A 19,619-nucleotide genomic window follows, 5' to 3' on the forward strand; every position below is an offset into this window, starting at 1 on the left:
GGAGCAGGTGGGGGTGGGGATGCGAAAGGCAGGGCGGCCCCCGGTGAGGGTGAGGGCCGCCCGACGGCACGGTCTGCCGCTCCCCGCGCCCCGGTGCGGGGGCGCGGGGAGGTGCGCGGCCGGCTGCGAACAGCCGCAGCCGACGTACCGGCCTTCCCGCGGAGCTTTCAGCGGGGACTTATTCGAGGAGCTCCGCGTATGAGCCCATGGCGAGGGCTATGTCCGCCTGGGCCCAGAACCGGTGGTACGTGAAGGAGGGCACGGCGCCGCCCGCCAGATAGGCCTCGATCTTCGACCAGGCCGGGTCGTCCTCGTAGAAGGAACGGATCGAGTCGAAGGTGGACGAGGAGTTGATCGTGTCGCCGTTCGGCATCTTGCCGGTCCAGCCGCTCGGCACGTACACACGGTCGTCGAAGCGGTTGTAGTCGGCGCGGGTCTCCGGGACCGCGATGCCCAGCGCGTCCTGGTTGTTCGCCCACATGCCGTCCAGCAGCGCCTTCGCCGTCGTCTTCGCCTCGGTGTCACCCGAGCGGTCGGCGTAGTACGTCAGGGTCTTGGCGTACGCCGCCGCCACGCCGACGTCGTTCGTGTAGTCGGCGACGGTGACGTGAAGTCCGGTGTTCCCACCGGGACTTGACGCGTTCCAGGTGTCGGGCTTGCCCGACCACTGGAGCGTGTTGGGGATGCGGAAGGAGCCGTCGGGGTTGACCGTGGTCTTGGACAGGGCCCAGTCGACCCACTTGTCGAGGACCACCTTGGCGTCCGCGTCACCGGTCTGCTGGTAGTACTCGGCGACCCGTTCCATCGACCACGCCTGGAAGCCGAACCACTGGTTGGACGGCGGGTCGTGGTAGACGGGCTTCTCGTCGTAGAACATGCCGTAGAAGGTCGGCGTCCCGGCGGGCGGAGTCGCGTAGCGGCCCGCCCAGCTGTTGGTCGCGCCGCCCGCGATGGCACCCTCACTGGACTGCAGCCAGCGGTAGAACTCCAGCTGCCGGTCCAGGGACTTGGCCCAGTCCGCCTGCCCCGTCGCCGACTTGGGCTTCAGGTCGGCGTACGAGCTGAGCGCGTAGGCGGCCAGCGGGTTCTGGTAGCCGCCGTGGGTGTGGCTGGAGCCGATGCGCCAGGCCCAGCCCGCCGCGGTGTCGGTCGCGCCGCCCCACGCGTAGTACCAGTTCAACAGGTAGTGAGAGGCGTCCTTGCCGGTGCCGGCCGGGCAGGCCGACGGGCCGACGCAGTTGCCGATCTTCTTGAAGTACTTGTCGTACATGGAGTAGCGGAGGTAGTCGCCCATCTTCGCGGCCTTGCCGACGGTCGCCGAGACCGCGGAGCCCTTGCCCTGCTGCTCGGCCCAGATGTCCGCCCAGTACGCGGCCTGTACGGCGCGCGCGTCGGCGTCGGGGGCGTTGGTGAACTTCCACTGCTTCGCGTACGAGGCGTCCTTGGTGAACAGGTCCAGGTACCCGTTCGTGCCGCCGTACTTGAAGGCGTCACAGGTCGGCTGCGGCACGGTCTCCCACACCGACTCCTGCGCACCGCGCTGGAAGGTGTTGATGTACGACGGTCCGGTGTCGGTGGGGCCCGCCTCGCACTTGCCCGGCGAGTTGCCGTAGCCGTAGACGTTGTCCACGTCCTGCAGCCAGTGCATGCCGTAGATGTCGTCCGTGCCGTACGCGCTCTTCAGCTCGGCGGCGATCGGGTCCGGACCGACCGAGACCCCGCTGTCGAGCTGTGCCGGATACTCGTTCGGGGTGTCCAGCTCGGGCGCGTACGTGGCCGGCTTCGAGGCGTTGTAGAACGAGTTCGTCGGCTGGTCGGCCTTCGTGGGGATCATGTACTTCTCCATGATCTCCCAGGCGCCGTTGAACCTGGTCCAGTCGCCCGTCACCTTGCCGTACATGGCCTGCAGCCACAGCAGGTAGCTGTACGCCTCCGAGGTCGTCTCATGGCCGTGGTCGGGTGCCTCGACGATCAGTGTCTCCACCGAGTGGTACGGGATGCCCTCGGGGGAGAAGTAGCCGTTCGCCGGGTTGGTGATCTTCCCGTAGAGCTCCAGGAAGCGGGCGTCGTACTCCTTCGAGGCGGCGAGCTGGGTGACGGTGACCGCGGACTTGGCATGCCCGGTGGCCGTCGACTCGAAGACGGCCGAACCGGTGCCCGAGGCGTTGGCGGTGACGGTCACCTTCTGTGCCGTGCTCCAGTTCGACGGGGTGAAGGTGAGTGACGCCCCGCCGGTGACGGACAGCCCCGTGTTGCCGCTCGCGCGAGCGGTCGTCACGGTCACGTTTGCCGAGGGCCGGGTCGAGAGCTTCACGTCGTACGTGCCCGTCTTGCCCTGCTGGACGCCGAGTTGGGTCGGCGAGACGACCACGGCGGGACCGGAGGCGACCGTGATGCCGACCGGTGTGGACTCCGCCGACGCGCCGAGGCTGTCGTACGCCTTCGCGAGCAGCGAATGACTGCCCACGGTCAACCCAGTGGCCGAAAGCGTGTAGGGCGAGCTGGTGTCGGTGCCCAGCAGGGTCGTGTCGTCGTAGAACTCGACCTTGCTGATCGTCGCGTTGTCCGCGGCGGCCGCGGTCGCCGCGAGCGGGACCGCGTCGCCCTGGGAGTAGACGGCGCCGGCCGCGGGGCTGGTCAGCACGGTGATCGGCGGCTGGTGGGCGCCGGTGCAGGACGTGCCGTTGATCGCGAAGGAGGTGGGCGCCGCGTTGGCGCCGCTGTACGTGAACTGGGCACCGGTGGTGACGGCGGACCCGACCGCGATCGTCCCGTTCCAGGACGTGTTCTTCGCGGTGACCGTCTTCCCCGACTGCGACCAGGTGCCGTTCCAGCCGTTGCTGAGCTTCTGGTTGCCCGCGTAGTCGTAGGTCAGGTCCCAGCCGCTGATCGCCTCCGTGCCGCGGTTGGTGAGGGTGAGCTCGGCGGTGAAGCCGGAGCCCCAGTCGTTCGTCTTGTAGTCGACGCTGCACTGAACTGCGGCTGCCTGCGCGGTGGTTGCGCCGGTCGCCAGTGTGGTCAACGGGAGGGCGAGGGCCGCCAGCGCGGCGGTCCACATCCGCCGCGCACGGCGTCTGCGTCTGGGTGCCATGTTCTGGTTCCTCTCCTTGCGGCTCGGAGATGGGGGGAGGAGCAACAAGCCTTGAACCAGTGGGAGCGCTCCCATATTGGAGATGGGGGTGCAAGGGGTCAAGGTGCTTGAAGAGTCGAAATGATTCGATAGATCAACAGTGCGGCGCCTCTGTCCTTTGCCAACACTTGGCGCTACCTTCTTCCGCACCAGTGGGAGCGGTTCCATCAGTCGACGCGTCCGTAACGGCGCGCCCGAACTGCAAGGACTCGCTCATGCGACACCCCCCGCGTTTACCTCTTTTAGTGGTCGGTGCAGCCGCACGCGTCCCCATGGGCACCGCGGTCGCGCCGGTCGTCACGGCTTCGGGAGCCGCTGCCGCCCGCACGGTGGAGTACTCCGTCACCGGTCGGCGGCACAGGGGCCTCCAGGGCGCCGCGAAACGCACCGACGCTCCAAGCGCACTGGTCCCACGGCCGGTGCACCGGCACCTCGTCGGGCTGCTCCGACGTGCGCGCCGGCTGCCAGAAGCCGATGTCCGGCATGCGGTACGCACCGTCCTGCCGGGCCTCGGCCGTGAGCACCTCCGAGGGCACGACCGTCGTCCTCGGCCTGTTCGGCGAGCCCTCCACCACCGCGACAGCTGCGCCACGGAGAGCTGCTGGAACTCCATGCCCGCCCCGGTGGCCGCCCGAGTACCGCATGTCGCGGGCGGCACCGGTGAGAACACCTGCGCGCATTCCTTCGTCGACCGCGGCACGACGTGGTCCGACACGCGCGCACCGACTGCCCCGGCCGGACCCGGAGCACCCGGGACCGCTGCTCCGGGCCGGCCCCGAACCACCCCCACGACGGCACTCCCACGTCGTTCGGCATCGGGCCGCGTGACCCTCAGCGCGCCCTCGACGGATAGGACACCCCGCACATGAGCCGTACCAGAACAGCACTTCTCGCGGCGATGGCGCTGGTCGCCGGGACCGCGGGCGCCGCCGTCGCGGCGATACCGGCGGACGTCGGCGCGGCCGCCGTCCCCTGCACCGTGGACTACAAGGTGCAGAACCAGTGGGACACCGGCTTCACCACCTCGGTGACCGTGACCAACAACAGCGCGGCCAAGTCGAGTTGGGCCGTGAAGTGGTCGTACGCCGGAAACCAGAAGATCACCAGCGGCTGGAACGCGAAGCTCAGCCAGAGCGGCACGGCCGTCACCGCGGCCAACGAGAGCTACAACGGCACCCTCGCGACCGGGAGTTCCGTCAGCTTCGGGTTCAACGGCACCTACAGCGGCACCAACGCGCTGCCCACGGCCTTCACCCTCGACGGTGTGACCTGCAACGTCGACGACGGAGGCTCCGGCCCCGGGCCCACGGACCCGCCGCCCGGACCGGGCAACAAGGTGGACAACCCGTACTCCGGCGCCAAGGTGTACGTGAACCCGGAGTGGAAGGCGAAGGCCACCGCCGAAGCCGGCGGCAGCCGGATCGCCAGCCAGCCGACCGGGGTGTGGCTCGACCGGACCGCCGCGATCAACGGCGTGAACGGCGGCATGGGCCTGCGTGCCCACCTGGACGCGGCACTGGCGCAGAAGGGCTCCGGCGAACTGGTCGTCCAGCTGGTGATCTACAACCTGCCCGGCCGTGACTGTGCGGCCCTGGCGTCGAACGGCGAGCTCGGCCCGACGGAGATCGACAAGTACAAGACCCAGTACATCGACCCGATCGCGGCGATCCTCAAGGACACCAAGTACGCGGGCCTGCGGATCGTCACGACCGTCGAGATCGACTCACTGCCGAACCTCGTCACGAACGTCTCACCCCGTGCCACCGCCACCGCGAACTGCGACACGATGAAGGCGAACGGCAACTACATCAAGGGCGTCGGCTACGCGCTGAACAAGCTCGGCGACGCGCCCAACGTCTACAACTACGTGGACGCCGGACACCACGGCTGGCTCGGCTGGGACGACAACTTCGCCCCGTCCGCCGACCTGTTCAAGCAGGCGGCCACCGCCGAGGGCGCGACCGTCGCGGACGTGCACGGGTTCATCGTGAACACCGCCAACTACAGCGCCACGAAGGAGAACCACTTCACGGTCAACGACTCCGTGGGCGGTGCCTCGGTCCGTACGTCGAAGTGGATCGACTGGAACCGGTACGTCGACGAGCAGTCCTACGCGCAGGCCATGCGCAACCAGCTGGTCTCGATCGGCTTCCCCTCCGGGCTCGGCATGCTGATCGACACCTCCCGCAACGGATGGGGCGGCACGGCCCGGCCCACCGGTCCCGGGGCGACGACCACCGTGGACACCTACGTCGACGGAGGCCGCTTCGACCGGCGCCTCAACACCGGCAACTGGTGCAACCAGTCGGGCGCCGGCCTCGGCGAACGGCCGCAGGCGTCGCCGGCCGCCGGCATCGACGCGTACGTGTGGATGAAGCCCCCGGGTGAGTCGGACGGCTCCAGCACCGCCATCCCGAACGACGAGGGCAAGGGCTTCGACCGGATGTGCGACCCCACGTACACCGGCAACCCGCGGAACAACAACAACATGTCGGGTGCGCTGGGGAACGCGCCCCTGGCCGGGCACTGGTTCTCGGCGCAGTTCCAGGAGCTCATGAAGAACGCGTACCCGGCACTGTGACGCTCCGCCCGCGCCGGGTCACCTCGGCTGCGGGTCCGTCCGCCGGCTGAGTGCGGCCGGTCGTGGCCACGCGGCGCGGCCGCACGATGCGAGAGCCCCGCGCCCCTCCAAGAGGGGCGCGGGGAACTCTTTGCTGTTTCCGCAAGGCGAGTAGCTGTTTCGGGGAAGGCGGAGCACGCTGGCCGTATCCCGAACGAGAGGCTCGCAGCCATGACGCACGACCACGGAAACGACCAGAACCACAGCCACGAGCACAGCCACAGCCACGGCCACGGCCACACCCACATCGACTTCGCCGAGATGCTGCCGATGCTGGAGCAGGAGGCCGAACTCTTCACCCCGCTCTACACGCAGGCGACTGCCTGGCTGCGGGAGTTGCGTCCCGATCCGGAGATGATCGTGGACGCGGGCAGTGGCCCCGGGGTCATCTCCTGTCTGCTCGCCGACACGTTCCCGAAGGCCAGGGTCGTCGCCGTGGACGGTGCCGCGCCCCTTCTGGAGGCGGCCCGGGCCCGGGCCGCCCGCCTCGGGATCGACGACCGTTTCAGCACGCTGGAGGCCGAACTCGGCGACGGGCTCGGCGACCTGGAGTACCCCGCCGACCTCCTGTGGGCGAGCAGGTCCCTGCACCACGTCGGCGACCAGCGGGGCGCCCTCGCCGGTTTCGTCGACCGGCTCGCGCCCGGTGGGACCCTCGCCCTGCTGGAGGGCGGCCTGCCCTCGCGCTACCTCCCACGCGACATCGGCATCGGCCGCCCCGGTCTGCAGGCCCGCGTGGACGCGGTCGAGCAGGAGTGGTTCGCGCGGATGCGGGCCGACCTGCCCGGTGCCGTCGTCGAGGACGTCGAGGACTGGCCGGCCCTGCTGACCGCGGTCGGGCTGCGCCACACCGGGACGCGTACCTTCCTGCTCGACCTCCCGGCCCCCGTCTCCGACGAGGCCCGTGCGTTCGTCGCCACGAGTCTCACCCACCGCCGGGAGGGCCTCGCCGAAGGACTCGAAGCCGACGACCTCGCCACCCTCGACCGGCTCCTCGACCCGGACGACCGGGCAAGCGTGTTCCACCGCCCGGACGTGTTCGTGCTCACGGCGCTGACGGTGTACGTCGGCGTGAAGCCCTAGCCTCGCCGGGCCGGGCCGGGCCGGGCCGGGGCGAGGGCGCCGGCCCGTGGTCGTGGTCGTGGTCGTGCCTGTGACCCTTAGCAGTGGCCCGGGCGTGCGTATGCCGTGACCCGGGCTCCGTGCACCGCGCGGGTGGCGCACTCCTCGAAGTGGGTCCTGAGCACGTCCCGTTTCATCGTTTCCCCCGCGAAGGCGTCCAGCGGTTGGCCGGCCGGATCGCGGACCGTGACGATCCGGGTGGCGGCGATCATGCGGGTCCGGACGGCGGAAGGGGACACCTCTGTGCCGTACAGGGTGCGGGAGGCGTGCGGTCCGCGGTCGAGCGCCAGGTCCCGTAGGTCCGCGACGGCCCGCGGATACGGCAGGGACCACACGCGGCGGCGCAGCGGCATGTAGAGGATGCCGTCCCCGGGCCCGCTCATCTCCTGGACCGTGCGGGCGACGGCGGTGACGTCGTCGACGCGGCTCGCGGAGTCACGCAGGTGCAGGGCGCCGGGGATCAGGGCGAGGACGGTCGCCACCACCGCGACCCGTGTCCACCCCGCCCGGCCGGCCCGGTGCAGCGCGGCACCGACCAGCAGGGCCGCCCCGGCGTTGCCGAAGAGGACGTAACGGGCCACGTACAGCGGCTGGAGCAACGACATCAGCATGAGCACGGCCGTGGGCGCGACCAGGAGGGAGAGCGCGGCCGTCCTGAGATCCACGGCCCTGCCGGTGCCCTGCGGCAGGACGCGTGCGCAGACCATGCCGAGGGCCGCCAAGCCCGCGAACGTGACGTACGAGACGACGTCGAAGCCGATCCACCCGACCTGCTGCGACTGGCCCGTGCTCAGCACCGCGACGGGCGCGAGCCCGACGACCACGCAGGCCGCGGTCACCGCCCAGCGGCGCCGGACCGCGCGCGGGACGGCGATCGCGTGCGCGGCCAGCGCGAGGACCGCGAACTCGTGCAGCAGACAGGCCGCGAGCATCAGCGCGCCGTAGCCGGCCCAGGACCTGGAGCGCCGCACGGCCACCGCCCCCACCAGCGCGTACGTGGCCCACACGACCAGCGCGCACACGAGTGCGTACGAACGGCCCTCCTGGGCGTACTCCTGCACGGGCGGCAGGAGGGCGAAGACGAACCCCGCCAGGAGCCCCGCCTGCGGGCACGCGAGCCGGTGCCCGAGCCGGACCACGCCCGCCGTGGCCACCGCGGTGGCCAGGACCGACGGCAGCCGCATGACGAGGAGCGGATCGGCGTCGCCGAACAGGGCGTAGAGGGCGTGCAGGAGGAGGTAGTACGCCCCGTGCACCGCGTCGGCGTCGGCGAGTGTGCCCCACAGGTCGGGCAGGCTCCGGTGTGCCATGTCGTACGTGACCGCCTCGTCCCGCCACAGCGAGCCGCCCCGGCGGACACCCCACAGACCCAGGGCGAGGGTGAGGAGGACGGGCAGCAGGGACAGGAGCGGGCCGGGGCGCCGAGGGGTGACGCCCGCCGCACGCACGGCCGTTGTGGGGGAGGCGCGGACGGACTGGACGGTGGCGATGACGGTCTCCCGGGTGTGGGCGTCGCCGGCGGGGTGACGACGGAAGGACTCAGAAATGCCGAGTCCAGCCGCCGGAGGATTGATGCGCAGGCCCGTTCTGGGCACCTATCAATCCGGGGCCGGCCGTGGTCGGACGCGGACCGTCGCAGCGGCGGCGCTTGCTACCGTGCGGTGGGGGACGGTTGTGTCCGGGGACGGGGGAAACGCCTGTGGGACGCCGGGAGAAACCGCTGGACCCGGCCGCCGGGCCCGTGCAGCGCTTCGCGTACGAACTGCGCAAGCTCCGGGACGAGGCGGGCGCACCCACCTACCGGGACATGGCACGGAACGCCCCCTACTCCGCGCCGACCCTCTCCGCGGCGGCGTCCGGCGAGAAGCTGCCCTCCCTGCCCGTGCTCCTGGCCTACGTGACCGCGTGCGGCGGCGACTGGCACGCGTGGGAACGACGATGGGGCGAAACGCTCGCCGAGGAGGCCGATGCCCGGCCCCCGGAGGGCGGCGACTCGCCCTATCCGGGACTGGCCCGCTTCGAGGCGGACGACCGGTACGCGTTCCACGGGCGTGACGAGCTGGTCGCGGAACTCCTCGAACTGACGGGCAGGCGACGCATCCTGGCCGTCATCGGTGCCTCCGGCAGCGGCAAGTCGTCGTTGCTGCGCGCCGGACTCGTCCCCGCTCTGCGGGCGTCCGGCGAGGGGATCGCCGCCATCCGGATCCTCACCCCCGGCGACCGCCCGGACCGCACCCACCGGGCCCTCTTCACCCCGCACGCCACCGACGCGCCCGCGGCTGGTGAGGTACCCGGGGACACGCTCCTCGTGGTCGACCAGTTCGAGGAGGTGTTCTCGCTCTGCCGCGACCCCGCCGAACGGGCCGCGTTCCTCGGCCGCCTGCTCACCGCACGGGACCCGGACAGCCGACTGCGCGTGATCGTGGCCGTCCGAGCCGACTTCTACGGACGCTGCGCCGAGCACGGCCCGCTGGCGGAAGCGTTCTCCGACGCGAACTTCCTCGTCGGCCCCATGCCGGCCGACCGCCTGCGCGAGGCGATCGTCCGGCCCGCCTCCGACGCCCGGCTCGTCGTCGAACGCGCCCTGACCGCGCGGATCACGGCCGATGTGGCGGGTGAGCCGGGTGGCCTGCCGCTGATGGCGCACGCGCTGCGTGAGGTGTGGCGACGGCGCTCGGGCAAGACGCTCACCGAGGCCGCGTACGACGCGATCGGGGGCGTACGCGGCGCTGTCGCCCACACGGCGGAAGAGGTCCACGGGACCTTCACGCCCGCCGAAGCCGGCGCCGCCCGGGCTCTGTTGCTGCGCATGGTGTCGCCCGGAGACGGCACCTGCGACACCCGCCGCCCGGTCGAGCGTGCCGAACTCGCCGCCGATCCCGCCACCGAGCGGGTGCTCGAACGCCTGGTCCGCGCCCGCCTGCTGACGGTCGACGGCACGGTCGTCGACCTCGCCCACGAGGCGCTCATCGACGGCTGGCCCAGGCTGAAGGGCTGGATCGACGAGGACCGGGAACGGCTGCGGCTGCACCGGCGGCTGACCGAGTCGGCCCAGGCCTGGACCGAACTCGCCCGAGATCCTGGGGCGTTGTACCGCGGCACCCGGCTCACCGCGGCCCGCGAGACATTCACCGACCTCTCGGCGCTGAGCCCGTCGGAGCGCGACTTCCTGACCGCGAGCGTCGACTCGTACGAGCGAGGGGTGCGTGCGGCCACGCGTACCGCACGGCGGCTGCGGGCCCTCACGGCCGCGCTGGCGGCGCTGCTGTGTGCCGCCCTCGTCGCCGGGGTGGCCGCCTGGCGGCAGAGCGACACGAACGCCCGGCAGCGCGACGAGGCCGAGGCCCGCCGGATCGCCGCCGTGGCGGGGGAGTTGCGCACGTCCGATCCGCGTACCGCGATGCGGCTGTCCGTCGTGGCCTGGCGGATCGCCGATGTGCCGGAGACCCGGGCGGCCGTGCGGGCGGCCGCCGGTCAGCGTGAGGAGACGACGTACACCCCACCCGACGACCTGGCCCGGAACGCGCCCTCGTGGCTTAGCGGGGACGGCCGCCTGCTGACCACGGTGTCGCACGACCGGGTGAGGCAGTGGGACGTGCGCGCGGAGCGCGAGGCCCGGTCGGTGCGGGTCCCCGGCATCTCCGAGGGTGTCACCGACGTGTCCGGGGACGGACGGTGGATCGCCTACCACACCGGAAAAGGCATCTCCGTGCGGGACTTGGCGGGCCGGACGGTGCGGCACCTGCCGACCGGCGACCGGCGTGACGACGACGCGGCGTTCTCACCGAGCGGCCGCCTCCTCGTCGACAAGCGGCACATGGGCCGGGACCGCGCCCGCATCCAGGTGTGGGACGTGCGGAGCAGCAAGCGCCTCCTCACGTACGGGCGTGCGGAGGACGGCGGCCACATGCCGGTGGTGAGCCCGGACGACCGGCTGGTCGCCTGGTGCATCCGGCCCAGGGCGAGACTGGAGATGTACGACATCGCCGACGGCCGCCGTGTGACGCCCAACTGGCCGCGCGGCACGGAGCGGCGTCTCTGCGGACCCGCAGGGGACGAGTTCGGGTTCACGCCCGACGGCAGGGCCGTGGCCGTCGTGAACACGGACGGTGTCCACACCTGGGACTTCCGCGCGGGACGTGAGCGCGCTCCCCTGCCGCTGAACGGCCTCGGGCAGACGGCCGTGCGCTTCGACACCGCGGGGGACCACGCCCTGACCTGGTCCGGCGGCCGCTTCGCGGTCTGGCGCACGGACAGCCCCGACCAGCCGATCATCACCTTCCCCGTCCCCAACCGCACCGTCAGTGAATACCGGCTCGACACCCAGGACGCGGTGCTGCGGTACCGCGAAGGCGGGCAGACGAACAGCATCCGTACGTTCTCGCTCACAGGCCTCGTCGGCGAGGTGACATGGCGGCGGAAGCCGCTCACCCACGCGGTGTTCGACCAGGGCGGACGGGCGATCCCGTCCCCCGGGCCGCCGTACATGGCCCGGGCCGTGGACCGTGACGGCACGCTCTTCACCGCCGTCAACACCGCCGGCGGCCTCGAGGTCCGGCGCAGGGGCGACCGGCCCGGAACCTGGACGGTGGGGACGCCGCAGACGGACGCGGTGGCCGTCGCTCCCACCGGACGCTTCGTCCTCGACGCGGACGGCGAACTGATCGACGTGCCGACGGGCCGCAGAACCAGGGCGGTCCGGGGCGAGGACTCGGTGGAAGGGGCGGCCTTCAGCCCCGACGGACGGTACCTGGCCGTCGCCACCACCAACGGGCGGACCTCCCTGTGGGACGTCCGTGGGCAACGCCGGATCGCCGTCCTCGTCGACACCGACGACGCGATGGCGCCGCCGGTGTTCGCCTTCTCCGCCGACGGCTCACTGCTCGCGGCCGGCGACGAGGACGGCTCCGTGCGCGTCTGGGAGACCGCGTCACCCCGCCTGCCGCCCGCGTCGGTGCGCGTGGGCGACGGACGGGTGCTCGCGGTCGGATTCACCCCCGGGAACCGGGAGTTGAGGGTGGCCACACGGCATCTGCCCCAGCGGGGGTACGCGCTGGCCCCCGCGAGCGCCGCCGAGGCCGTGTGCGCCCGGGCGGACGGCGGCGCGACCGCGGAACAGTGGCGCACGTACCTGCCGACCGTGTCGTACCGGCGGACGTGCTGACCGTGCCCCGGCCGCCCCGCGCGCCGAAGTCGACGTCCGCCAGGGGGTGTTGACATCGAGCGCACTCCAAGTGATGGACTCCGGGCCCTTGGCGGAACACGACATGGGGGAAGACATGACCGACTCACCAGTGGCACTGATCACCGGCGGCGGCAGCGGTATCGGCGCGGCGGTCGCCCGGCAACTGCTCGACGCCGGGCACCGGGTGACGGTGACGGGGCGCGGGGAACCGCGGCTGCGCGCGTTCGCGGAACAACTCGGGGAGCCCGCGGGGCTGTTGACCATCCCCGGGGACGCGGCCGACTACGACCACGTCCAGGCGGCCGTCGAGGCGACGGTGAAGGAGTTCGGACGGCTCGACACCGTCGTCGCCAACGCCGGGTACGCCACGCACGACACCGTCGCCGAGGGTGACCCGGCCGGCTGGCGGGACATGGTGCTCACCAACGTGCTCGGGCCGGCGCTGCTCATCCGGGCGTCGATCGACCGCCTGAAGGAGACGCGGGGGAGGATCGTGCTCGTCGGCAGCGTCGCCGGGCACATCCACACGCCCGGCAACATCTACGGGGCGACGAAGTGGGCCGTGACCGGCCTCGCCGAGAACACCCGGCGGCAGGTCACCGAGTACGGAGTGGGCGTGACCCTGATCTCGCCCGGCCGGGTGGAGACACCGTTCTGGGACAACTACGGCAGCCTGCCGCCCGGCCACCTCCTCACCTCGGACCAGCTCGCGGAGTCGGTCGTCTGGGCGATCCGGCAGCCGAGCGGGGTGGATGTGAACACGGTGGTCGTACGGCCGATCGGACAGCCCGTCTGAGTCGAACCGTGCTGGGAGAGGCCAAGGGGGAACTGAACGAGCTGCTCGTTGGCCGGCTCAACGAGGCTGGCTTCACCGTCGAAGAACGCAGGACGCTCACCTCGGCCGAGAGCACCCTTGGGGGAATCCTCCTCGCGTGCCGCCAGCCTGACGCTCAGTGAGGTCCCTCATCTGACAATCCGCCGGTAGCAGATGAGGGTGGAGGCGACGCCTGCGAAGGCGAGGAAGTGTTCGGCCTTGCGCTCGTAGCGCTGGGGCAGACGGCAGCATCCTGCAAGCCAGGCCACCGCTCGCTCCACGGTCCAGACGCCCCTGCGGGCAATGCGATGGTGGATGCCACGAAGTGGTCCTCGTACCCGTTGCCGCCGTACGAGTACCACTGTCGTTACCTGTTCGGCAGAACCCTGTTGCGGCTCGAAACCTTCGCTCTTCCTACTTCCCCGGGCCTCCGGTTCCCCTTTTTGCGTTGTGGCTTCGCCAGATACCGATCAGCACCACAATGACGGTGATGACGACGATCATCACGACGCCGGTGGGCCAGAAGCTGCTGCCGCCTCCGGCGGCTAGAGTGAGGTTCTCCACGGTTGCGCCCCTTCTTGTTCGCAGATGATCAGCTCCAGTCCCATCCGCCGATCGCGGCGCCTCCGGCGTAGCCTCCTGCCGCGTAGCCCAAGTCGACGGCTGTAGCTGTCTTGCCGACGGCTCCTACGGCCTTCATTGCTACGCCTACCCCGCCGCCGGCTGCGCTGAGAATTCCCGTGGCGGCAATCTGACCGGCCGAATCGCCCTCCAGAGTGCCTCCTGCGACGCCAAGGCCGGTACTTAAGGCGGCTGCACCGACACGCTCTTGATGCCGCGGCCGTCGGTGGTGGTCTCGGTCCGGCCCAGTGCGTCGTAGGTGTAGGTGGTGGCGGCGAGCGGGGCGGGCGGGGTGGCCTTCTTCAGGTTGCCCTGTGTGTGGTACTCGAAGGCGGTGCTCACCGACTTCGTCGCCGTCATCTTCGTGGTGGCCTTGCAGCGCTGGCCCTCGAAGCCGCCGCAGGTCGGGGCGCTCTTGTTGTACTCGAAGGTCTGGTTGCCGCCCCCGGTGCCCTCGGTGGCCACCGAGGTGGTGTTGCCGGCGGTGTCGTACTTCATGGTGGTCTTCTGGTCGTTGGCGTCCGTCGCCGTGTTGGGCAGTTCGATGCCCGCGATGCTCTGGTAGCCGGCCGTCGACTGCGCCCCGGTGGGCAGTGTGGCGGAGGTGGGGTTGCTCTTGGCGTCCCATCCGTACTCGGTGACTTCGCCGACGCCGCCGGGTCCGCCCACGCCTGCGGCGTCGGTGGCGGTGGCAACGTTGTTGTTCGCGTCGTAGGTGCGCGAGCGGGAGTGGTTGAGGGGGTCGGTGACCTTGGAGACCTTGCCCTTGGCGTCGTGCACGTACTTGGTGGCGTGGGATTCGGGATCGGTGACAGTGGTGGTGCCCGCCGCAAGCGGCTCGTCGGCGGTGTAGGCGTAGCGGTAGGTGGGACCGGTGTGGCCCGTGCCGTTGAACTCGGTGGCGCGGAGCATGCTGGTGACGCGGTTGGCTCCGTCGTAGGTGAAGACGGTGACGCGGCCCTCAGGGGTGGTGATCTTCGTCAGGCGGCGGGAGGAGTCGTAGTCGAGGGAGGTCGGCTTGCCCTCGGTGTCGGTGGTTTTGGCCAGGTCGCCGGCGGGGTTGAGGTCGAAGACGGCGGTACGGCCGGTGTGGTCCTTGGCCTGCCACTGCGAGGCGTTCGTCTTCAGCAGGTCGACCCAGCGGCCGGAGCGGGTCTCGGTGACCTTGAAACCCTTGTGCTCGGCGCCCTCGTCGTGCTGGTCGACGGTGATGACGCCCTTGTTCTTGTCCGTGATCTTCGTCAGGGTGCCGGAGGCGTTGTAGGTGTCCTTCGAGCCGGACTTGCGGTCGGCGAGGGTGAACGTGCCGTCCGCGTTCGCCTTCAGGTCCTTGCGGTACCCGGCCGGTGTCTTGTAGGTGCCGTCGGCGTTCTTCGTGAACATCCAGGAGGCGCCGGTCGAGTCGTAGAGCACGAAATCGGCTGCGCTGATCTGCGCGTAGCGCTCGTAGGTCTGCCACCAGCGCTGGGAAACCTTGCCCCACGGGGCGTCGAGCGAGTTGTACGTGCGCGCCAGGGTGATGCTCTGGCCCACGCCGGCGACGTCGAAGTCGGTACCGGCCAGCAGGAGGTTGCCGGTGGAGTAGTTGACGCTCGCGACCAGGGAGTCGGTGATCCGGAAGTCGGAGCTCTGATGCCAGGGCACCTTGCCCTGACCCTCGGGGACGTACGCGGCCAGCGCCACCTCATCCGCCCGGACAGCAGCGCCACCCGAACGCCGGGCACCGGGCGGGGTGGTGGCGCGCTCCTCCTACGCCTCGCGCCACTCGGAGCGCTCCGGGGAGAGCTCGGCCTCGGCGACCGGAGCGGCCGGCTTCGTCTCGCCGACCTTCACCTCCGGCACCTTCTCCGCCGGACCGCCGCGGCCCCACGCGGAGACCGGCTGTGGATCGGCGGGGTCGGCCATCGGCTCGGCGAAGGCCGGGACCGCGGTCGCGGCCAGCGACAACACGGCCAGCGCGGCCACCAGCCCGCGTAACTGGCCGCGCACAGCATCCACCACACAGCGACCGAGTGCTGGGCTGCACCCCGAAAATTTGTTCCCATGTTGAGGAAGTGACAACCAGTACCAGCCCTTGCTCAACCGCACAAAACGACCGGCCTGTGGGCGGTCGTGGGTCATCCGGAATACCGCAACCGACCCGCTGGGCACAGCCGCTGCAGAACAGCCGAACATCTGGATGAATCGAAGCGGGAACCGGACGGACCGCAGAGAGCCGTCGGAGCTGCGGAACGACCGCGATATCCAGCCAGCCACGAGCTATTCAGCGGGGTTGGGTCCGGCACAGGTTTGCGTGACAGTTTCGGTCACGCAGTCTGGAGGGCAAGCCGGCTCAGATGCCACCCGACCGCGCACCAGACCCGTTGGCGCGCAGGAGCGCGGCTCCCAACGGGGTGAGGGTGTGCAGCACGGACGTGGCGTGCCGGTGGCTGACGATCAAGGCGGCGTCCCGCAAAGCGGTGGCATGTTGGCTGGCGGATGACGCCGAGACCCCGGTTGCTTGGGCGACTTCCCCAGTGGTGGCGCCGGTGGCGACTGCGCGCAGGACGGCGGCGCGGGTGCGGCCGAGCAGGGTGGCCAGAGGGACGCCGGAGCCGAGGTCCCCGGGAAGGGACGAGTGGTGGGGCTCGTGGCTGAGGGGGTAGGTCAGGACGGGATCCAGCGTGGTGTCGCCGAAGGTCACCGGGGTGCCCCAACAGAAGTAGGACGGGATCAGGAGGAGTCCGCGGCCGTTCAAGTACAGGTCGCGGTCCTTGGGATAGACGGTGTGCAGGACGGGGGGCTGCCACCGCAGTCCGGGGCCCAGGTTCCTGAGGAGCCCCTCGATGCCCTTGTCGAGCACGGCGCGGGCACGGGCGGACCGTTCGGCTTCGATGCGGGCCAGAACGCGCTCGTAGTGCGGGGCGATGACCGTGGCGTGGTAGGCGCGCATCGCCTGTACCAGTTCTTCGCGTAAGCCGGGCTCGGCCAGACGAGGTGCCCAGGCGGGTGCCCTGTTGCCGTGGGCGAGGAAGCCGACCTCCTCGAGCACACGGCGCCGCGGGGTGGCCAGGATGGCCTCCAAGCCGGTGTCGAGCCCTTCGGCAGCCTCGGATGGGGTGAGGAAGTCAGGGAAGTAGGCGGCACGCGGGACCAGCGGCAGCAACAGCTTTCTCACAGTGTGGGCGAGGTGTGTGGCGTGCAGCTGGGCACGGGCCTCGTAATACCAGTCCGCGTAGGCCCAGCGACCGTGGCGGGTCTGGAAGCGGTGCAGGCTCATGCAAATCTCCCACAGCGCGTTGGGAGCGGCCGCAACACGCGTGCGGGCCAGGTCGGCGTCGGTGAAATGGATCCGGAGCATGCGCTTCCCCCTTGCTGCCTGGGCTTTTCAGGCACGGCCAAAAGCCCTGGGATGACCATGCTCGCGTCAGCGATGCTCAGGTTCAACGCGGCGCGAGGGCCGCGCGCCTACCGCACCACCGTCGAGCTGGCAGGAGCCAGTGCGTGACCCAGTAGCTATAAGAAACGGGGAGAATCCATGACACTTACCCGGGCAAAGTACGCAGTCACCCTGGCTGCCGCCGCCTTGGGCGCGACGGTGTTCGTTGCCGCACCCGCATCCGCAGCCGACAGTCACGATTGGAAGCGGAACTGTTCTGACGACACCACCTACGAGGCCGACGTCGACGATCACAAGGCCACAACCAAGAAGAAGAACGACGGCGATTGCCAGGGTCTTGCCTATGTGCGGATCAAGGTGGGCGGGGAATGGCTTGCCTGGTCCGATGGCAGTAGTGGGACGGCGACCAAGCGAAGCCCCGTGTACGTGATCGAGGCGTCTCAGCACAAGGACTGCGACTGCAGCACGCGCAACCTCCACACCCTGTACCCGTAGACGTGTGGCTGAGCTTCAGGCTGGCGGCGTTCACGGCGCTGATGCTGGTCCTGAAGATGTGAACTGCCCTGAACGCAAAAAGCGCCCCCTCCCGCGACTGGCCGCGAGAGAGGGGCGCTGTGTTCGTGTCAGGCGGGATGGGTATAGCGGATGGGCTTGCCGACGCTGTGGGCGTAGTCGATCTCGCGGCGGGTGCTGTCGCCGATATACCCGTCCGGGTTGACCACAAGCACTTCGTCAGCGAGGTCGATCTTCCGTAGGTGCAGGTCGTCCAGCACTTGCTTGAGCCGGTCGGCCCGGGCCGGGTCCGCCCACAGCGGGTGGTCCTGCTTGAGGTTGCAGCCGGGTGCGAGGACGATGCGGCCGGCCGCTGTCTCGTATGCATTGGCTTCGTTGAGCTGCTCCCAGTACCGGGTCGATCCGCACAGGACGACGATCGGCGGGCGGGAGACGGTGGTGTGGGCGCTCTGGTGAGGCACGAGGGTCCTTTCGGGAGCGGGCGGGGTGGTGCTGCGGGGCGGCCGGAGCCGTTGTCGACGGCCACCCCGCAGGTAGTGGAGGCGGTCAGTCGGTGAGCCGGACAGGCATGAGCGCGTAGCGCAGGCCCTGGTCGTCGCTGTCGTGGCCGCGCAGGATGGCCGGCTTGGTGGGGGAGGTGAAATGGAAGTCGACGGCTTCAGCGGACTGGGTGGTGAGGGCATTGAGTCAGTCGATGAGGAAGCCGGGGTTGAAGGCGATGTTCAGGTCGCCGCCCTCAAGAGCCGTGGTGACGTTGTCGATGGCTTGGGCTTCGTCGCTGGTCCCGGCCTCCAGCACGAGGGTGCCGTCGGTGGTGAAGGTCAGCCGGACCGGGGTGTTCCTGGTGGCGACCACGGCGACGGGCTGGACGGCTTCCTTGAGTGGGGCGATGTCCACGGTGGCAGTGTGGGCGAACTCGTCGGGAAACAGCGAGTTGTAGGCGGGCAGTGCGCCTTCGAGTGCGCGCAGGGTGGTGGTGTGGTGGGCGTCGCGCAGGCTGAACAGGCCGCTGGCGCCGGGTGTGCCGGCCAGTGTCAGATTCAGGGTGGCGGCGTCGGCGGCGGCTTTGACGGTGTCCAGGAGGCCTTTGCCGAAGGCGAGGGCGGTGTGGTCAGCGTCCAGGTTGCAGTGCTTCCAGGCGATGGTGCGTACGGCGAACCGGTAGCGGTCGGTGGCGGTGAGCGTGAGGGTGTCGGCGTCCTGGTCGTGGCGAAGGGAGATACCGGCGAGGGACGGAACTGCGCTGTCGTTGCTGACCGCGCAGGCAACCTGGCTGACGGCTTCGGTGAGCGTCCCGCCGGACAGGGTGCCGGAAGCAGGTCCGGGCTCGGGAAGCTGCGGGTATTCCTCGATCGGCAAGGTGGGCAACGTGAAGCGGGCGGATCCCGCTGCGCCGGTCCGGCATCCGTGCTCAGTTGCTCCGGATGAACCGCTCCGCCAGCTCCTCGCCCAGGGAGGCCGTCGCGGTACGGCTTTCGAGAGGGGTGACCCGGGAGCCGGTGAAGACGAGGTACGTCACCCCCGAGGCGGCGCCGCCGGTCGCGGGGTCTGGGTCGATCCCGAGGCCCTGGGCGGTGGCGTACGAGGCCTCCCCGATGATCTTCGAGGGGCCGGTGTCGCCGACGACCGCGTACTGGATCCTGTCGCCGTAGATCACCGCCGCCACGCTGCCGCCCCTGATTCCGGAGCTCGCGTAGTTCCAGACGGGGCTGGGGCCGGGCACCACCACATAGGGGAGCTTCTCGGAGTTCAGCGGCCTGCCGTCGGACTGGTGGAAGGCGGTCTGGTCCTGGAACCACGGATCCGTGCGGCGGTTGCACCGGGCGGTGGCCTGGCCGTCGCAGTCGATGTCCATGTCGGCCTTCCAGAAGACCGCGCCGTTCTTTCCGCAGACGGGGACGGTGGCCGGCGCTCCCGCGTCGGTGCGGTATCTGCCCTTCGAGATCTGCGCGCAGGACGTCAGCTCGGCGAGCAGCGCCGCGGCGGTGACCGTGCCGTCCTGCGAGCGCACCGAGGCGGCGTCCGCGGGGAGGGTCGCGGCTGCGAGAAGCGCGGCGCCGCCGGCCGCGGCGAGGGTCAGGGTTCGAGTACGCATGATGGGGCCCCTTCTGCGGGTCGGTTTCCTACCGAATTCACCCACAGTGCGTGTCCGTCCGCATGGCCGCGCCGAGGTGCGCCGATCCGCGCGGCGCCGTCCGGGCCGCCCGCGGACCCGGGCAGGCGGGCGGCCCGGAC

The 19,619-nt window shown here is 70.5% G+C and carries 15 protein-coding genes and 1 pseudogene; 5 read left to right on the forward strand and 11 right to left on the reverse strand.

Annotated features, from left to right (window positions below; all coding sequences use genetic code 11):
* Positions 1-178: 178 nt before the first annotated feature.
* Both KUF83_RS07750 and KUF83_RS07755 read right to left on the reverse strand, forming a co-directional pair.
* Positions 179-3,091, reverse strand: a complete 2,913-nt coding sequence (locus tag KUF83_RS07750; RefSeq protein ID WP_217453835.1) for a glycoside hydrolase family 48 protein — start codon at positions 3,089-3,091, stop codon at positions 179-181.
* A gap of 281 nt (positions 3,092-3,372) precedes the next feature.
* A complete protein-coding gene (locus KUF83_RS07755) occupies positions 3,373-3,666 on the reverse strand; it encodes a hypothetical protein (RefSeq protein ID WP_217453836.1) in 294 nt (97 codons plus the stop codon).
* 329 nt (positions 3,667-3,995) lie between these two features.
* Here KUF83_RS07755 and KUF83_RS07760 point away from each other — a divergent pair, with 329 nt between their 5' ends.
* Positions 3,996-5,711: a glycoside hydrolase family 6 protein gene (locus KUF83_RS07760; RefSeq protein WP_217453837.1), complete on the forward strand. Its 1,716-nt coding sequence runs from the start codon at positions 3,996-3,998 to the stop codon at positions 5,709-5,711.
* Between the two features lie 210 nt (positions 5,712-5,921).
* Positions 5,922-6,833: a trans-aconitate 2-methyltransferase gene (locus KUF83_RS07765; protein WP_217453838.1), complete on the forward strand. Its 912-nt coding sequence runs from the start codon at positions 5,922-5,924 to the stop codon at positions 6,831-6,833.
* Between the two features lie 77 nt (positions 6,834-6,910).
* Here the strand turns inward: KUF83_RS07765 and KUF83_RS07770 are convergent, their stop codons facing one another.
* Positions 6,911-8,467, reverse strand: coding sequence for a glycosyltransferase family 39 protein (locus KUF83_RS07770; RefSeq protein WP_308402941.1), 1,557 nt, complete (start codon positions 8,465-8,467; stop codon positions 6,911-6,913).
* 104 nt (positions 8,468-8,571) lie between these two features.
* Here KUF83_RS07770 and KUF83_RS07775 point away from each other — a divergent pair, with 104 nt between their 5' ends.
* Positions 8,572-12,036: a hypothetical protein gene (locus KUF83_RS07775; protein WP_308402942.1), complete on the forward strand. Its 3,465-nt coding sequence runs from the start codon at positions 8,572-8,574 to the stop codon at positions 12,034-12,036.
* 115 nt (positions 12,037-12,151) lie between these two features.
* Positions 12,152-12,853 (forward strand): SDR family oxidoreductase, encoded by a 702-nt coding sequence (locus tag KUF83_RS07780; protein ID WP_217453839.1) that lies wholly within the window; start codon positions 12,152-12,154, stop codon positions 12,851-12,853.
* A gap of 167 nt (positions 12,854-13,020) precedes the next feature.
* Here the strand turns inward: KUF83_RS07780 and KUF83_RS41820 are convergent.
* From KUF83_RS41820 to KUF83_RS07795, 5 genes and pseudogenes are all read right to left on the reverse strand, one after another.
* Positions 13,021-13,194 (reverse strand): annotated as a pseudogene (locus KUF83_RS41820) (IS5/IS1182 family transposase); the annotation flags it as partial.
* Between the two features lie 91 nt (positions 13,195-13,285).
* The gene (locus tag KUF83_RS07785; protein ID WP_217453840.1) at positions 13,286-13,435 is read right to left on the reverse strand and encodes a hypothetical protein; all 150 of its coding nucleotides are present in this window, start codon (positions 13,433-13,435) and stop codon (positions 13,286-13,288) included.
* 240 nt (positions 13,436-13,675) lie between these two features.
* Positions 13,676-15,175, reverse strand: a complete 1,500-nt coding sequence (locus KUF83_RS07790) for a DUF6531 domain-containing protein (protein WP_374106013.1) — start codon at positions 15,173-15,175, stop codon at positions 13,676-13,678.
* 66 nt (positions 15,176-15,241) lie between these two features.
* The gene (locus tag KUF83_RS42945) at positions 15,242-15,481 is read right to left on the reverse strand and encodes a hypothetical protein (RefSeq protein ID WP_374106015.1); all 240 of its coding nucleotides are present in this window, start codon (positions 15,479-15,481) and stop codon (positions 15,242-15,244) included.
* Positions 15,482-15,824: 343 nt separating this feature from the next.
* Complete coding sequence (locus KUF83_RS07795; RefSeq protein ID WP_217453841.1) at positions 15,825-16,832, reverse strand: helix-turn-helix transcriptional regulator; 1,008 nt, start codon at positions 16,830-16,832, stop codon at positions 15,825-15,827.
* A 177-nt stretch (positions 16,833-17,009) separates the two neighbouring features.
* Between KUF83_RS07795 and KUF83_RS07800 the strand changes: the two genes are divergently transcribed.
* The gene (locus tag KUF83_RS07800) at positions 17,010-17,366 is read left to right on the forward strand and encodes a hypothetical protein (RefSeq protein ID WP_217453842.1); all 357 of its coding nucleotides are present in this window, start codon (positions 17,010-17,012) and stop codon (positions 17,364-17,366) included.
* A gap of 128 nt (positions 17,367-17,494) precedes the next feature.
* Here KUF83_RS07800 and KUF83_RS07805 read toward each other — a convergent pair whose 3' ends face one another.
* The 3 genes from KUF83_RS07805 to KUF83_RS07815 all read right to left on the reverse strand — a co-directional run bounded on the left by KUF83_RS07805 (position 17,495) and on the right by KUF83_RS07815 (position 19,479).
* Positions 17,495-17,845 (reverse strand): hypothetical protein, encoded by a 351-nt coding sequence (locus tag KUF83_RS07805; protein ID WP_217453843.1) that lies wholly within the window; start codon positions 17,843-17,845, stop codon positions 17,495-17,497.
* Between the two features lie 226 nt (positions 17,846-18,071).
* Complete coding sequence (locus KUF83_RS07810) at positions 18,072-18,743, reverse strand: hypothetical protein (RefSeq protein WP_254643516.1); 672 nt, start codon at positions 18,741-18,743, stop codon at positions 18,072-18,074.
* Between the two features lie 52 nt (positions 18,744-18,795).
* Entirely contained in the window at positions 18,796-19,479 is a 684-nt protein-coding gene (locus KUF83_RS07815) for a glycoside hydrolase family 75 protein (protein WP_217453844.1), read from the reverse strand.
* Positions 19,480-19,619: the final 140 nt, after the last annotated feature.

Source organism: Streptomyces sp. BV286, from assembly GCF_019090165.1.
GTDB lineage: Bacteria > Actinomycetota > Actinomycetes > Streptomycetales > Streptomycetaceae > Streptomyces.

Excerpts from the sequence above, each read along its gene's own strand:
- KUF83_RS07750 (WP_217453835.1), bottom strand. The coding sequence starts at position 3,091 with ATGGCACCCAGACGCAGACGCCGTGCGCGGCGGATGTGGACCGCCGCG.
- KUF83_RS07760 (WP_217453837.1), top strand. The coding sequence starts at position 3,996 with ATGAGCCGTACCAGAACAGCACTTCTCGCGGCGATGGCGCTGGTCGCC.
- KUF83_RS07765 (WP_217453838.1), top strand. The coding sequence starts at position 5,922 with ATGACGCACGACCACGGAAACGACCAGAACCACAGCCACGAGCACAGC.
- KUF83_RS07780 (WP_217453839.1), top strand. The coding sequence starts at position 12,152 with ATGACCGACTCACCAGTGGCACTGATCACCGGCGGCGGCAGCGGTATC.
- KUF83_RS07795 (WP_217453841.1), bottom strand. The coding sequence starts at position 16,832 with ATGCTCCGGATCCATTTCACCGACGCCGACCTGGCCCGCACGCGTGTT.
- KUF83_RS07800 (WP_217453842.1), top strand. The coding sequence starts at position 17,010 with ATGACACTTACCCGGGCAAAGTACGCAGTCACCCTGGCTGCCGCCGCC.
- KUF83_RS07815 (WP_217453844.1), bottom strand. The coding sequence starts at position 19,479 with ATGCGTACTCGAACCCTGACCCTCGCCGCGGCCGGCGGCGCCGCGCTT.